15 protein-coding genes are annotated in these 15,595 nt (G+C 44.8%); 8 read left to right on the plus strand and 7 right to left on the minus strand.

Features of this window, described 5'->3' with window-relative positions; genetic code table 11:
- Positions 1-12: 12 nt before the first annotated feature.
- From V7728_RS08060 to mreBH, 3 genes are all read right to left on the minus strand, one after another.
- Positions 13-1,245, minus strand: a complete 1,233-nt coding sequence (locus V7728_RS08060) for an aminopeptidase (protein ID WP_007409644.1) — start codon at positions 1,243-1,245, stop codon at positions 13-15.
- 100 nt (positions 1,246-1,345) lie between these two features.
- Positions 1,346-1,480, minus strand: a complete 135-nt coding sequence (locus tag V7728_RS08065) for a protein YkpC (RefSeq protein WP_003154559.1) — start codon at positions 1,478-1,480, stop codon at positions 1,346-1,348.
- A 71-nt stretch (positions 1,481-1,551) separates the two neighbouring features.
- The gene (mreBH, locus tag V7728_RS08070) at positions 1,552-2,559 is read right to left on the minus strand and encodes a cell shape-determining protein MreBH (RefSeq protein WP_003154558.1); all 1,008 of its coding nucleotides are present in this window, start codon (positions 2,557-2,559) and stop codon (positions 1,552-1,554) included.
- 270 nt (positions 2,560-2,829) lie between these two features.
- Here mreBH and V7728_RS08075 point away from each other — a divergent pair, with 270 nt between their 5' ends.
- The 5 genes from V7728_RS08075 to ade all read left to right on the plus strand — a co-directional run bounded on the left by V7728_RS08075 (position 2,830) and on the right by ade (position 8,007).
- Entirely contained in the window at positions 2,830-3,114 is a 285-nt protein-coding gene (locus V7728_RS08075) for an AbrB/MazE/SpoVT family DNA-binding domain-containing protein (RefSeq protein ID WP_003154557.1), read from the plus strand.
- A gap of 172 nt (positions 3,115-3,286) precedes the next feature.
- Positions 3,287-4,591, plus strand: coding sequence for an ATP-binding protein (locus tag V7728_RS08080; protein ID WP_007409646.1), 1,305 nt, complete (start codon positions 3,287-3,289; stop codon positions 4,589-4,591).
- A gap of 1 nt (position 4,592) precedes the next feature.
- A complete protein-coding gene (locus tag V7728_RS08085) occupies positions 4,593-5,420 on the plus strand; it encodes a gamma-glutamylcyclotransferase (protein ID WP_015239773.1) in 828 nt (275 codons plus the stop codon).
- 40 nt (positions 5,421-5,460) lie between these two features.
- Positions 5,461-6,126 carry a Ktr system potassium transporter KtrC gene (gene ktrC / locus V7728_RS08090; RefSeq protein ID WP_003154554.1) on the plus strand — a complete coding sequence of 222 codons (666 nt, stop codon included), beginning with the start codon at positions 5,461-5,463 and terminating at the stop codon, positions 6,124-6,126.
- A gap of 147 nt (positions 6,127-6,273) precedes the next feature.
- On the plus strand, positions 6,274-8,007 hold the full coding sequence (ade, locus tag V7728_RS08095) for an adenine deaminase (protein ID WP_099566714.1): 1,734 nt from the start codon (positions 6,274-6,276) through the stop codon (positions 8,005-8,007).
- A 34-nt stretch (positions 8,008-8,041) separates the two neighbouring features.
- On the opposite strand, the gene rnjA is transcribed toward ade, so the two are convergent.
- Both rnjA and V7728_RS08105 read right to left on the minus strand, forming a co-directional pair.
- Positions 8,042-9,709 (minus strand): ribonuclease J1, encoded by a 1,668-nt coding sequence (gene rnjA, locus V7728_RS08100; protein WP_007611151.1) that lies wholly within the window; start codon positions 9,707-9,709, stop codon positions 8,042-8,044.
- A gap of 5 nt (positions 9,710-9,714) precedes the next feature.
- Positions 9,715-9,924 (minus strand): DNA-dependent RNA polymerase subunit epsilon, encoded by a 210-nt coding sequence (locus V7728_RS08105; RefSeq protein WP_003154548.1) that lies wholly within the window; start codon positions 9,922-9,924, stop codon positions 9,715-9,717.
- Positions 9,925-10,278: 354 nt separating this feature from the next.
- On the opposite strand from V7728_RS08105, the gene V7728_RS08110 reads away from it, so the two are divergent.
- On the plus strand, positions 10,279-11,052 hold the full coding sequence (locus tag V7728_RS08110) for a Cof-type HAD-IIB family hydrolase (protein WP_043021211.1): 774 nt from the start codon (positions 10,279-10,281) through the stop codon (positions 11,050-11,052).
- A 34-nt stretch (positions 11,053-11,086) separates the two neighbouring features.
- Here the strand turns inward: V7728_RS08110 and def are convergent, their stop codons facing one another.
- Together def and V7728_RS08120 are read right to left on the minus strand one after the other, a co-directional pair.
- Positions 11,087-11,641, minus strand: coding sequence for a peptide deformylase (gene def, locus V7728_RS08115; protein WP_003154544.1), 555 nt, complete (start codon positions 11,639-11,641; stop codon positions 11,087-11,089).
- Positions 11,642-11,753: 112 nt separating this feature from the next.
- Complete coding sequence (locus tag V7728_RS08120; RefSeq protein ID WP_007409651.1) at positions 11,754-11,933, minus strand: YjcZ family sporulation protein; 180 nt, start codon at positions 11,931-11,933, stop codon at positions 11,754-11,756.
- 244 nt (positions 11,934-12,177) lie between these two features.
- On the opposite strand from V7728_RS08120, the gene V7728_RS08125 reads away from it, so the two are divergent.
- Positions 12,178-12,816 carry a YkyA family protein gene (locus V7728_RS08125; RefSeq protein ID WP_032865273.1) on the plus strand — a complete coding sequence of 213 codons (639 nt, stop codon included), beginning with the start codon at positions 12,178-12,180 and terminating at the stop codon, positions 12,814-12,816.
- A 457-nt stretch (positions 12,817-13,273) separates the two neighbouring features.
- On the plus strand, positions 13,274-15,580 hold the full coding sequence (fabD, locus tag V7728_RS08130) for an ACP S-malonyltransferase (protein ID WP_099566716.1): 2,307 nt from the start codon (positions 13,274-13,276) through the stop codon (positions 15,578-15,580).
- Positions 15,581-15,595: the final 15 nt, after the last annotated feature.

Consider the following 15,595-nt stretch of genomic DNA (forward strand, 5'->3'; position numbering starts at 1 on the left):
CTCCTTTTTTTATTAAAATGCCCAGTTTCCGTTTCTGAAGATCGGTTCTCTTTTGCCGTCCGCAGTAATGCCGTCGATATTCATGTCTTTGGAACCGACCATAAAATCTACGTGTGTAATGCTTTCATTTAAGCCCTCTTTGACAAGCTCTTCCCGTGTCATTTGTTTGCCGCCCTCAATATTAAAGGCATACGCACTGCCGATCGCCAAGTGGTTAGAGGCGTTTTCATCGTACAGTGTGTTGTAAAATAAAATATTTGATTGTGAAATCGGTGAATCGTACGGCACTAAGGCCACTTCACCGAGATAGTGTGAGCCTTCATCGGTTTCGACGATGCCTTTTAAAATCTCCTCGCCTTTTTCAGCTTTCACATCAACAATGCGGCCGTTTTCAAAGGTAAGAGTGAAGTTATCAATAATGTTGCCGCCGTAGCTCAGCGGTTTCGTGCTGGAAACCGTGCCGTTCACCCCGTCACGCTGCGGGAGGGTGAAAACCTCTTCTGTCGGCATGTTGGCCATGAATTCGTGCCCGCTCTCATTCACGCTTCCCGCGCCTGCCCATACATGTTTTTTCGGCAGTTCAATGGTTAAGTCTGTTCCTTCAGCCTGATAATGCAGGGCGCTGTAATGTTTTTTGTTTAAGTGTTCCACTTTTTCATGAAGGTTTTGATCATGTTTTTTCCATGCTTCCACAGGGTTTTCTTCATTTACGCGGGTCGTTTTGAAAATTTCTTCCCATAAAAGCTGAACGGCTGTTTCTTCCGGCTGATCCGGGAACACTTTTTTCGCCCAGCCTGTTGAAGCCGCTCCGATCACCGTCCAGCTGACCTTATCTGATTGAATATATTGTCTGTATGTATGCAATGCTTTTCCGGCGGCTTTTTGGAACGCTGCAATCCGTTTGCCGTCAGTGCCTTTTAACAGGTCGGGGTCGGATGAGACGACAGAAATAAACGCAGCCCCTTTTTTCGCGAGCTCTTCTTTTCCTTTTGCTTCCCATTCAGGATACTCTTCAAACGCTTCAAAAGGTGCCATCTCGTATTTTAATCTGGACAGTTCATCGTCCTGCCAATTTACGGTGACGTTTTTAGCGCCTTTTTCATAAGAATGTTTGGCAAGCAGTCTGACAAGTTCCCGAACATCAGTTGAGGCATTGATTACGACGTGCTGTCCTTTTTGGACATTGACGCCGACTTCTACCGCCAGCTGAGCATATGTATGTAACTTTTCAGTAAACGAACTCATCGTTCATTCCTCCTCATCGGTTTTTCTCATCATATCAAATATCGCCTCATAAAGGAAAGAAAGGAGCACAAACGAAAAAGACACAGCTTTTGCTGCGTCTTTACGGGTGATTCAGTTTTACGGCGCCGCCGGCCGGAGAATGGGGCATATTGGCCAGTGATATGCTCATACCCCCCAAAATAATTCCGCTTAAAATGACGGCTACTGCTACGCGTCTTCCCACATCTCTAAGCATATGCTTCCTCCTTAATGTTTCTCCAGTTCTCACAATATGAGCCGGCCGGAGAAAAAAGAAGCACAATCTTATTATTTAATCGCTTTTTGCAGCTTGTCGATGACGTCTAATGAACGTCCCGTGCCGATAGCCACTGATTCAAGCGGATTTGCCGCCAAATGAACGGGAACGACGATTTCATCTGTCAGCCATTCTTTCATCCCGTTTAAAAGGGAGCCTCCGCCGGTTAACACGACGCCGCGGTCAACGATATCACCGCTGAGCTCCGGCGGACAATCTTCAAGTGTCGCTCTGATCGCTTCAAGAATATGCAGGAGCGACTCACGCATCGCGTGCTGAATTTCATTAGATTGCAGTCTGATTGTCTTCGGCAGACCGGTTACAAGGTCACGCCCGCGGATTTCCATCGTTTCCGGCACATGTTCGATCAATGCAAAACCGATTTCCATTTTCACTTGTTCTGCCGTACGTTCCCCGATCAGCAGGTTGTATTTTTTTCTGACGAACGAGGCGATATCTTCATCAAGCTGGTCGCCGCCGATTCTGATCGAATGGCAGGATACGACGCCCCCGAATGAGATGATGGCGACTTCAGTCGTACCGCCGCCGATATCTACGACGACGTTTGCGACCGGCTCGTCAACAGGGAGGTCGGCCCCGATTGCAGCGGCTACGGGTTCTTCAATCAAGTGAACGTTTTTCGCTCCGCAGTTTTTGACAGCGTCACTGATGGCGCGTCGTTCAACGGCTGTTGAGCCTGAAGGCGTGCAGACGACGACATTCGGTTTGCGGAAAGTCATTCCGATTTTTTTTCCGGCTTTTTTCATAATGTGTTTTAATAAGTCAGTTGTCATATCATAATCAGCAATGACACCGTCTTTCATCGGCCGAACGGCGACGATTTTCCCCGGCGTCTTTCCGATCATGCTTTTGGCATCCGTTCCGATGGCAAGCACCGCTTTCGTTGTTGTATCTACAGCGACAACGGAAGGCTCGTTTAAAATAATTCCTTTATTTTTACTGTAAACAAGTATATTAGCGGTTCCTAAGTCGATTCCGATCTCAGTTGATTGAAACATGTTTTCACCCAATCCCTATCCTGATTTAATTGATTCTACATTTAAAGTTTCTGAGAAAAACCATGATTTTTGGGGGTTTCCGCCGGGAATGAAATGTTTTTGTAAAAAAGGAGGGAAAGTCTGTATCCCATATTTCAAAAGGATTTTCTTTTGTAAAAAAACATTCAGTTCCGGATGCTGAGAAACTTTTGCTCCGTTCCTTTCGTCTACGTTTATGAAGGATTTTCCTTGGACATAAAGAAGAGACATTAAAGGAAGTAGGGGATTTCTATGAAATCAATTGGTGTAGTAAGAAAAGTAGACGAACTCGGGCGTATTGTCATGCCGATCGAATTGAGAAGAGCATTGGATATCGCTATTAAAGATAGTATTGAATTTTTCGTTGACGGAGACAAAATTGTCTTGAAAAAATACAAGCCGCACGGCATTTGCTTAATGACGGGGGAAATTACTCCCGAAAATCAGGAGTACGGCAACGGCAAAATTATTTTAAGTCCTGAAGGAGCGAAAATGCTGCTTGAGGAAATCGAGGAAGCGTTAAAAGATAGATCATAATCAGCAAAAAGGGCGGAGCATCATTCCGTCCTTTTATTATGAACTTGTGCAAAAACTCACGGGAAAAGTAAGCGAACCTGCTCAATTAATTGGGAATAGTTATCATTTTTTAGTCAATAATGCAGTCAACAATGTTACAATATATGTAGAAATGCTAGCGGCAGGTGGGACTATGGGAAAATATCAAGCGCGTATCATTTCCTTAATCTTGGCAATGATTTTTATTATGTTTTGGGATTATTTATTTTATATGATTGAACGGAATCCGATTAACTGGCCCGTTGACATCACCTTTACCGCCGTCACATTAATCAGCGTCTGGCTGCTGGCTTATTATGTGGATAATAAAAAGCAGCTGCTGGCGGAGCTGAAGGACAGCGAGCAGAAAGCAAAGGCGCTTTCAGATGAGAAAAACCGGATCATGGACAATCTGCAGGAAATCGTTTTTCAGACGGATGCACAAGGGAATATTACATATTTGAATCAGGCCTGGACGGCGATTACGGGCCACTCCATCAGCGAATGTATGGGCACGATGTATAATGATTATTTTATAAAAGAAAAACATATCATTGATTATATTATCTCCCAAATCAAGCAGCAGTCCCCGTCAGGAATGTTTACGGCCAAATATATTAAAAGAGACGGCTCGATCTTTTGGGGAGAAGTCCATTATAAGCTGTATTATGACCGCAGACAGAAATTTGTCGGAAGCCTGGGGACGATGTCTGATATCAGTGAACGGAAAAAAGCGGTCGACGAGCTTCTGGAAACGAACGAACGCCTTGCCATGCAATCTCAAAAGCTGGCCATTGCCGGGGAGCTTGCGGCAGGAATCGCCCATGAAGTAAGAAATCCTTTAACGTCTGTCAGCGGCTTTCTCCAGCTGATGAAAGCCCAGTATCCGGAAAGAACGGATTATTTTGATATCATTTTTTCGGAGATTAAAAGGATTGATCTCGTGCTGGGGGAGCTGCTTCTGCTCGCCAAGCCGCAGACCGTGACGTTTACCGCTCATCATCTCAACCATATTTTACGGCAGGTGGCGACGCTTCTTGACACGAACGCGGTGCTGTCGAACACTGTAATTGAGAAGGATTTCAGGCAGACTGAGTCCTGTATGGTCAACGGTGACGAAAACCAGCTGAAACAGGTATTTATCAATATTATTAAAAATGCGATTGAAGCGATGCCTGACGGCGGGAATATTCATATTTATACAAAACGGGATGAAGAATACGCGGTGATCAGCATACAGGATGAAGGAAACGGCATGTCGAAAGAAAAGCTTGAAAACATCGGGAAACCGTTTTTCTCAACAAAAGATCAAGGAACGGGTCTCGGGCTTCCGATTTGTTTACGAATTCTGAAGGAGCATAATGGTAAACTTAACATTAAGAGCAAAAATGGAGAAGGCAGTACGTTTCAGGTGATTCTGCCGTTAGAAGCGGCTGCTGTCCAAAAGGAGGAAAAATAACTTGCTTCTTTTTGTATACGGTTTGTTACGGAAGCGTGAAGAAAACCATGAACTGCTGAAAGGCGCTCCGTGTGTGTGCGAGCAGGCTGCGATAAACGGCGTGCTGTACGAAACGGATAAAGGTCAGCCTGCGGCGTCTTTAGCAGAAACAGCTTTTGTGTACGGGGAATTGTATGAAACAGATCATCAGATGATCCGTAAGCTGGATGCGTATTATGCTGATTTTGATCGAAAAGAGGTTGCCGTGACGACGGATGCCGGGAATAAAACCGCCTTCGCATATGTCGTAAAGCCCGACCAGTGTGCTTCATTCAGCCGTATCAAAAGCGGAGACTGGAAAGAATACCGTTTTATGAAACGGGAGGATGACAGTCCGGTTTATTATTTCGCTTACGGCTCCTGTATGGACAATGCCCGGTTTAAACAGGCGGGGGTCGACCACTTTTTTGCCGAGCCGGTCGGAGGGGCGGTTGTTGAAGGGTATTCGACGAGATTCACATTAAGGCGTCCTGACGGTTCCAGAGCCGATCTTGTTGAAGACGGGGGACGAACTGAAGGCGTGCTGTACAAGCTCCCGTTTGAAGCGGCAACCTATCTGTACAAAAGAGAAGGTGTTGATAACCACACATACCGTCCCGCGTTCATAGAAGTGTGTGCCGGCGGCCGTGTATACAGAGGCGTCCTGACGTTTCTCGTTCTTGATAAAGCTGAGGAAATTGCGCCTCCGGGTCACTATCAGGAAGAAATCGAACGCGGAGCGGATCTGTATTTATCGCCCGCCTTTTCAGAAAAGCTTAAACGCTATATGAACTCATTGCCGAAAATGTGATACTATTCCTATTAGAGATATTGTTTAAAGGAGTACTGTTATGAGAAAAGAGTTTGCCGTTATCGGTCTCGGACGCTTCGGCGGAAGTATTTGCAAAGCATTAAGTGAAGAAGGCCTTGAGGTCATGGCGATGGATATTGATGAAGATAAAGTAAATGAATACGCCAAAATCGCATCACACGCGGTCATCGGCGATTCAACCGATGAATCGGTGCTGAAAAACTTAGGGCTGCGCAACTTTGACCACGTCATTGTGGCAATCGGCGAAAATATACAGGCGAGCATTTTAACGACGCTGATCTTAAAGGAACTCGGCGTGAACACGATCACGGTTAAAGCGCAGAACGATTATCATGAGAAAGTGCTTGCGAAAATCGGGGCCGATCACATCGTCCACCCTGAACGTGACATGGCAAAACGCATCGCCCACAACATCGTATCAAATAATGTGCTTGATTATTTGGAGCTGTCCGACGAACACAGCATTGTGGAGATCGTGGCCAACAGCAGGCTTGCGGGCAACACACTGCTTGATCTGGACATCCGGGCGAAGTACGGCATTAATATCGTGGCCATCAAGAGAGAAAAAGAAGTGATCGTATCTCCCCTGGCGACTGAAATGATCCAAAAAGAAGATATTCTCATCGTTATCGGCTCTCTTACGGACATTTCCCGATTTGAAAAAAGAGTGCTTCACACAAAGTGAAAAGCCGTCCGTAAAAGGACGGTCTTTTATTATGTCAGAATAGAAAGACATTATCGTGTAAGCGGTATTTTCTGCAATTTTTATTGACTATGATCAGGCGATCCGATAGCATATTGTACCATATACAGAAAAAGAGGAGGCCTCATTTTGAACAAAGAAACACTGGCTGAACGGCTGAATGCATCAGCCGGCAGACAAAAAGCCGATACCGTCATTAAAAACGGAAAAATCATGGATGTATTTAACCAGGAATGGATTTCTGCAGATATCGCCATTACGGGCGGAGTGATCGTCGGGCTGGGCGAATATGAAGGGGAAGAAGTCATTGATGCAGAAGGTCAAATGATCGTTCCGGGCTTTATTGACGGACATGTTCATATCGAGTCCTCTATGGTTACTCCGATTGAATTTGCTAAAGCCGTCCTCCCACACGGAGTGACTACTGTCATTACTGATCCTCACGAAATTGCGAACGTTTCCGGAGCAAAAGGCATTTCTTTTATGATAGAGCAGGCGAAAAAGGCGCCGCTGAACATCCGTTTCATGCTTCCTTCCTGTGTTCCCGCCGCTAGCTTTGAACGCTCAGGAGCCGTATTAAAAGCCGAGGATTTAAAGCCTTTTTATCAGGAGAAAGAGGTGCTCGGACTTGCGGAAGTAATGGATTATGTGTCTGTTGCGGAAGGTGAAGAGGATATGCTTCAGAAACTGCTTGATGCCAAGCGTCACGGAAAACGGATCGACGGGCATTTAGCCGGACTGTCTTCAGATATCATCAATATATACAGAACCGCAATGGTGTCAAATGATCATGAAGTGACGACAAAAGAAGAAGCGCTGGACAGAATCAGACGGGGAATGTATGTCATGCTGCGCGAAGGATCGGTGGCAAAAAATACGCTCAATGTGCTGCCGGCGGTGAATGAAAAAAACGCGCGGCGCTTTTTCTTTTGCACGGATGATAAGCATGTAGATGATCTGCTTTCAGAAGGAAGTGTGAACCACCAAGTCAAAATGGCGATAAAGGCGGGACTTGATCCATTCCTTGCGTATCAGCTCGCCAGTTTAAATGCGGCTGAGTGCTACGGCCTTGAAACAAAAGGGGCGGTAGCGCCGGGTTTTGACGCAGATCTGCTGTTTATTTCAGATGTACGGGAGGCTGCCGTCACGAAGACCATGGTCGCCGGCCGGACCGTTGCCGAGAACGGACGCACGGTTTATAAACAGTCTGCCGGTTCCTATTCGCCGGACCAGGCGCTGTTGGATACAGTGCGGCTGAAAGCGCCGCTGACTGAATCGGATTTTCATATACCGATTCAAGAAGGCAAGAAAATGTATGTAATCGAAATGATACCGAATCATTTGGAGACGAGAAAAAAAGAAGTGCCTGCACCGTCTGCTGACGCGTTTTGTCCTGATACAGAAAATGATTTATTAAAAATCGCCGTCGCAGAGCGGCACAGCGGCGAAAAAATGATAGGACTCGGGATTGTACAAGGGTTCGGGTTAAAAGAAGGCGCCATCGCCACAACCATTTCTCACGATTCCCATAATATCATCGCCGTCGGTACAAACGATGCCGATTTGGCAAAAGCAATCAACAGGCTCCGTGACACCGGAGGAGGATTAACAGCCGTGAAAAACGGAGAATTGCTTCATTCCGTTCCGCTTCCGATCGCCGGGCTTTTGTCTGATAAGTCGGCGGAATGGGTCAATGACAGCTTGGGCGTGCTTCATGAAAAGCTTCCTCTGCTCGGATTCACCGGTGATTTCAATCCGTTTCTCACATTATCGTTTTTAGCGCTTCCGGTGATTCCGGATATTAAAATGACAGCAGCCGGTCTGTTTGATGTCAAAGCCTTTCAGCATATTCCGCTGCAATAAAAAAACTGCACTCGTAATGAGTGCAGTTTTTTTTTTAGACCTCCATAATGATCGGAAGGATCATCGGGCGGCGTTTTGTTTTTTCGTATAGGAACGGAGCAAGCGTATCGGTAATTTCGTTTTTAATTTCGGACCACTGCGTTGTTTTCCGATCCATTACTTTCTCCAGATGGTTCGAAATCAGCTGCTGCGCGTCATTGATCAAATCACCGGATTCTCTCATGTATACAAAACCTCTTGAGATTAAATCAGGCCCCGCCGAAACCTTAAAGTCGTCCATATTGATGCTGACAACAACGATAACAAGGCCTTCTTCTGAAAGAATGCGGCGGTCGCGGAGCACGATATTGCCGATATCACCGATTCCGCTTCCGTCAATGTAAACGGAGCCGGACGGAATTTTGCCTGCCACAGCGGCTTCTTCGCCTTTGAGGGCCAGCACTTCGCCATTATCCATGATAAAGCAGTTTTCTTCAGGTATGCCGCAATCAGTCGCAAGTTTGACGTGCATTTTCTGCATTCTGTACTCACCGTGAATCGGCATAAAGAACTTCGGTTTGATCAGGCGGAGCATTAATTTCTGCTCTTCCTGTCCGCCGTGTCCGGATGTATGAATGTCATTCAATGAACCGTGAATGACTTCTGCGCCCGCACGGTACAGCTGGTTGATGGTGCGGCTTACGCTGATTGTGTTTCCGGGAATCGGAGAGGAAGAAAAGACGACCGTATCTCCGGGATTAATGGAAATCTGCCGGTGCGTCCCGTTAGCGATGCGTGATAACGCCGCCATCGGTTCACCTTGGCTTCCCGTACATAAAATTGTTACTTTATTGGCAGGCAAACGATTGATTTCGTTATGCTCAATAAACGTATTTTTAGGACAGGTAATGTAGCCGAGATTTTGTCCGATTTCAATAGCCGATTCCATACTGCGTCCGAATACGGCAACTTTTCTGCCTTTTAAAACGGCTGCTTCAATCACCTGCTGAAGACGGTGTATATTCGAAGCGAATGTCGCAAATATAATTCTGCCGTCCACTTTTCGGAAAATATCGTGAATGCTTTCGCCTACGCGGCGTTCTGACATGGTGAAATCAGGAACCTCACTGTTTGTACTGTCAGAAAGCAGGCACAAAACGCCTTCTTTCCCGATTTCAGCCATCTTTGTCAAGTTTGCCGGTTCGCCTACCGGTGTGAAATCGAACTTAAAGTCCCCGGTATGTACGATATTGCCCGGCGGTGTTTTGACGACGATTCCGTATGAATCCGGAATGCTGTGTGTCGTTCTGAAGAAGGATACAGACGTCTTGCGGAACTTCACGATGTCGTCTTCACCGATGATGTTTAATTTGGTCTGTCTTAACAGCCCGTGCTCTTCAAGTTTATTCCGAAGTAAGCCGATCGCGAGTTTACCGCCGTAAACGGGAATATTTACTTGTCTGAGCAGGTACGGAATACCGCCGATATGGTCTTCGTGACCGTGGGTGATAAACAGACCTTTAATTTTATCTTCATTTTTTACTAAATACGTGTAATCGGGGATTACGTAATCAATGCCGAGAAGTTCATCTTCCGGGAACTTGATTCCCGCATCAATCAGTACAATTTCATCCTGAAACTGCACCCCGTACGTATTTTTTCCGATCTCGCCCAATCCGCCGAGGGCGAAAACGGCAGTCTGGTCATTTTTTACAAATTTCATTCCGCTCATAACTCCAATACTTTAAAATTTTCGCTCTGCTTCTCATATTCTAAAAAAGCACCGTCCACAGGCTGAACAAATTCAATGTTGTATTTCTGATCTTTCAGTTTCGTTCTGACGTCCCGTTCTGAAACGCCCTCAATGTAAAGTGAATCTGTTTTTTCCCGAACAGGTACTTCGTCAGCCTTCTCTTGATAAAATACCTTATAAATCATCCAAATCTCTCCTTAAATGCCGTATGTTAGACTCGCTTATTCTATTATATTCGAAAACGGATTATAAGGAAAGTCTCGAGCAAAAAAGGGACTTTCAAAAACCGAAAGATCCCTTCTACGCGATGACTTTTTTCCGGAGCATTCCGCCCCACTGTCTTCTGAGTTTCTTCCGTAATCGGCGCAGCATCGTATACCTCCTTTAAAGCCCTTTATAGCAGTAGTATGCGGAAAAAATGAATTTGTTTTCGTGGGTAAAACTGGAATTTCATCAAGGCGGTTTTCCGGAAGAAAAACTTTCTGTATGATGATATTGAAAAAGACACGACTGATAAACGGGAAAAAGGAGAAATTGACATGAAACCAAAATTGATCTTTTTTGATATTGACGGCACGATCTATGACCATGATAAACATATTCCCGATAGCGCAAGAAACGCCGTGAAGGCGCTTAAAGAGGCTGGCCATCACGTTTTTATCGCCAGCGGAAGGTCCCCGTTTATGGTAAAACCGATTCTGGAAGAGCTGGAGATTGAATCATTTATTTCATACAACGGCCAGTATGTCGTTTTTGAAGGTGTGGTCATTTATAAAAATCCGCTTCCTGAAGATGCGGTTGCGCGTTTATTAAAGCAGGCGGCAGAAGGGGAGCACCCCGTCGTATTTATGGCGGAAGACACGATGAAAACGACCGTCCCCGGACATCCGCACGTCTCGGAAGGAATCGGCAGTCTGAAAGCGCCTTATCCCGAAGTTGATGAAACTTTTTATAAAGGAAAAGAAATTTATCAGCTGCTTTTATTCTGCCGCGGACATGAAGAAAAAGCATATGCCGCTTTTCCGGAGTTTGATTATGTCCGCTGGCATGAATTGTCAACGGATGTGCTTCCGAAAGGCGGTTCAAAAGCGGAAGGCATTAAAAGAGTGCTTGAGCGGCTTCCGTACGGCGTAAGTGACACTTATGCATTCGGCGACGGACTAAATGATCTTGAGATGATCCGTTTTGTCGGCACCGGGGTGGCGATGGGAAATGCGGTTCCGGAATTAAAAGCTGCCGCCGATTTCGTCACAAAGCCGGTGGATGAAGAGGGAATCAGCTGGGCCGTCAAAGAACTGGGCCTTTTGAAATAAAGAAAACCGGCACTTTGGGAAGTGCCGGTTATTTTTAACGGTCAATGGCAATGGCGTTTTCAGGTTCTTTGAACGGATTTTCTTTATCAATATGGTCGTAAAACATCACGCCGTTCAGATGATCGATTTCGTGTTGAAACACAATGGCCGGAAAACCTTTGAGGCGGATGTCAATCTGTTCTCCTTCAAGCGTCACCGCCTTTACGCGGATGCGGGCGTAGCGCGGCACATAGCCGGGAATGGGTTCGTCTACCGACAGGCAGCCTTCTCCGCTCGTCAAGTAGCTTTTTTCCACTGAGTGGCTGACGATCTTAGGGTTAAAAAGAGCATAGCTGTATAAAGTGCCTTTCGCATCTTCTGCATGGACGGCGATCATCCGTTTTTTTACGTCTGTTTGGGGAGCGGCAAGACCGACGCCCGGACGAAGCTTGTATTTCTCGGCTAATTCAGGATTTTGGCTGTTTTTCACAAACTCAATCATATCAGCAAGATGCTGTTTTTCTTCGTCAGAAGCGGGAAGCTGAACCTCTTCAGCGATCTCTCTGAGCGCGGGATGTCCGTCGCGTACAATATTTTCCATAGTAATCAAGAAACTTCACTCCTAAAGCTTAATATGTAAATTATAGCGAATTTCTTTATCGCGGCGCAACGAAACAATTGGCCGGCCATAGCAGGCCGGCCGATGTTCATGGTGTATAATGTCAGCAGCCGCAGCCTAAATAAGCGGCACCGACGATGATTAATAAGATAAACAATACGACGATTAATGCGAATGTGCGGCCGTATCCGCCGCCGCAGCCGTAACCGTAACCGCCGCCATAACCATATCCGCCGCCGCAACAACCGCCGCCAAATCCGCCGCCAAATCCATATCCGTACATAAAAAAACCTCCTCTTTTAATTACGCTGACCCTCTGTCAGCAGGGCCGGCGTCTACTATAAACTATGTAAAAGCCAAAAAGATGTATGGTCATCCGCCCTGTTTTCTCAATTTTTTACGCAAGTATTCTTTGAAAGCACCGTAAGCGTCTTTACACGGTCATGCCAATTACAGCTCAGCTATTGTCAAAAAGCGTTCGGGCTTCTATAGTGGAAATTGTCAAGATTGGGGGATTTTAAGTGAATATGATTCAAAAAAAGGTATTAGCAGGAATCGGAGCGCTCGGCGCCGCAAGTATGCTGCTTGCCGGCTGCGGGGGAAAAGATCCGGTTGAATCGCTTCATGACTCGATGGAAAAAGCCGTTCAAGCGGAAAAACCGTTTCAAAAAGAGCAGAAAACATTAGAAAAATTGGAGAAAAAAGAGCATAAGCTATACGACAGCGCGGTTAAACTGAATATGGATGATTACCAGAAAATTGTCACACTGTCTGATCAGGCTCTGAGCAATGCAAATCAGCGAAAAAAACATCTGAAAGCAGAAAAAGACAGTATTGATGATTCAAAAAAAGCGTTTGAATCCGCAAAAAAAACTTCTCAAGAAATAAAGGATAAGAAAGTAAAAGAAAAAGCCGGGCATGCTGTCGCTTTAATGGAGAAAAGGTATGCATCTTATGATCTTTTGTACAAAAAGTACGAAAAAGCCATTTCACTTGATAAGGACCTTTATAAACTGATTAAAGATAAAAAGCTCACATTAGCGCAGCTGGAAGAGCAAATCAGCAAAGTAAACTCAGTTTACGAAAAGGTGCATAAACAAGCAGATGAGTTCAATCAATTTACTAAAGACTACAACAAAGAGAAAGAACTATTATTCCGCAAATAGTATAGTGAAGGCATATCGGCATGGGCTGATGAACTGATAACAACCGAGTTCAGCCGCCTGTAAAAAGGCGGCTGAAGAATTGGTATATACGTGTGTTTCCCATTGACAACAAGTAAATCATGGTATAGTATTTATTTAGGGAAATATTCACATAAAACCAATCGTTGTTTCGGCACGTTGGAATGTTTTTATTATATTGATATATATAAAACAGAATGAAAATGTGATTTTAATTATCAGAAAATTCTATCTATTTATATTTACGGCGATATGATATTTGTACATGCTTTTTGCTTTTAAACCTTTATCCGGCATAAAGGTTTTTTTATTTTGCTTCGTAATGCTTATTAAGTAAGAGTGCTGAGAGTAAACGACAATTTTAAAATTGAAGTGGAAAACGTTAATCAAAATCGGAACGAAAAGAAACGGCAGAAATACGGAACAGGAGGAAAACAAAATGCTTGCTTACGTCTTTCCCGGACAGGGAGCGCAGTTTAAAGGAATGGGCAGAGACTTATTCGATGAATTCAGTGAGCTCATTAAAAAGGCAGATCATATTTTAGGATACTCCATAAAGGATTTATGCCTTTCAGATGAAAAAGAGAGGCTGACTGATACGAAGTATACACAGCCTGCAATTTATACAGTGAGCGCACTGCAATATTTAAAGGGTTTAAAAGAAGGTCATACACGCCCTGATGCTGTTGCAGGACATAGTCTTGGTGAATATACTGCGCTTTTTGCGGCCGGCGTTTTTAATTTTGAAACAGGTCTCCGGCTGGTTGCTAAAAGAGGCGAGTTAATGAGTGAGGCTTCCGAGGGCGGAATGGCTGCCGTGATCGGACTGGATGAGCATCACATAAAAAAAATACTTCAAAAGTATGAATTCGGCCAAATAGATATCGCCAATTACAATACATCTTCACAAATTGTGATAGCAGGGGCTGCAGAAGAGATAAAGCGGGCAGCCTCTTTTTTTGAAAAAGAAGGGGCGAAAGCTTATATCGTATTGCAAGTCGGCGGAGCTTTTCATTCTCGTTTCATGGAAAGTGCACAGCGTGAATTTGCGGAATTTATCGAGGAGTTTCATTTTTCTGAATTGAATTTCCCAGTCATTTCTAACTATACGGCAAGACCTTATAAACAAGAAGATATCAAACGGAATTTAATTGAACAAATAACAAACTCGGTAAAATGGACTGAAAGCATCAGGTATCTAATGGGACAAGGCGTAACTGTGTTTGAAGAGATCGGTCCTGGAAACATTCTGACTAAATTAATTCAAACCATACAAAGAGATGAGGAACCGCTTACTATCAGTGCGCCGGAAGACAGTCTCTTTTTTTCTGAAGGGAACAAGGACAATTCGGAAAGCGGGAAAGAGCATAGCCTCTTGGCCGAAAATATAGAGAGCGGTGCAGCTTCACCGGTGTCCCGATTGGGTGATCAATCTTTCAAAGAAGATTACGGTTTGACATACGCGTATTTGGCAGGTGCGATGCATAGAGGGATTTCTTCCGCTGAAATGCTGATCCGCCTCGGGAAGAAAGGAATGCTGGGGTTCTTTGGCACAGCGGGTTTACCTATAAGGGAAATTGAACAGGCCCTTATTTCTATTAAGAAGACACTCAAAAATGGCCAGCCCTACGGAATGAATCTGCGATTTGAGCCGGATCATCAAGATAGAGAAAAGGAATTGATAGATTTATATATCAAGCATGACGTACGAGTAATAGAAGCGTCTTCGTATTTTTCCGTCAGCGCACCATTAATTTATTACAAAGCGCATCAGTTGAAGATAGACAAAAGCGGCACGGTCATACCTCATAATCGGATCATTGCCAAAGTTTCACGGCCGGAAGTTGCGGCCGCATTTCTGAGTCCGCCTCCTCAAAGTATCGTAAAGAGAATGTGTCAGCACGGTATGCTGACGGAAGAGCAGGCGGAGTGGCTCAGCCGTATTCCGGCAGCAGACGATATCATTATTGAAGCAGATTGCGGAAGTAATACTGAACAGGGCTCATTGACAGCGATGCTGCCGTTTTTTGTTAACCTGCGGGATGAAATGATGGAAACACACAAATACGCAAGGAAGATAAGGGTCGGGGCTGCGGGAGGAATCGGAACTCCCGAGTCTGCCGCGTCTGCTTTTTTAATGGGCGCTGATTTTATTATGACGGGATCCATTAATCAATGTACAGTTGAAGCCGAAACAAGCGGTTTTGTTAAAGAAATGCTGAGTGAGACAGGAATATGCGATACTGCTTATGCGCCTTCGGAGACTCTGTTTGAGTTCGGAACAAAAGTTCAGGTGCTGAAAAAGGGCACGCTGTTTCCGGTCAGGGCAAATAAATTATTCCAAATCTACCAACAATATGAGTCTTTGAGTGAGATAGATGAAAAGACAAAGATTCAGCTCGAAAATGATTATTTTAACAAGACTTTTGATGAAATCTACGAAAGCTTAATAGAAAAACAGCCGAACCTCGCCCAAAAAGCTGAGCGCAATCAAAAATATAAGATGCTGTTACTATTTAAGTGGTATTTGCAGAGAGGATGTCTGCTTGCTTTGGAAGGGCAGGAAGAACAAAAGGTGAATTTCCAAGTTCATTGCGGCCCGTCTTTAGGCGCTTTTAATCATTGGGTAAAGGGCACGGATTTGGAATCATGGAGAAACAGACATGTCGATGACATTGGTGAAAAATTGATGAATGAGACCGAAAGTCTGCTAAGGCACAGATTGGATACGTTATTTCTACACTAAAGAAGGGGCGGGTGG

Source organism: Bacillus sp. JHAA, from assembly GCF_036961585.1.
GTDB classification, from domain to species: Bacteria; Bacillota; Bacilli; order Bacillales; family Bacillaceae; genus Bacillus; species Bacillus velezensis.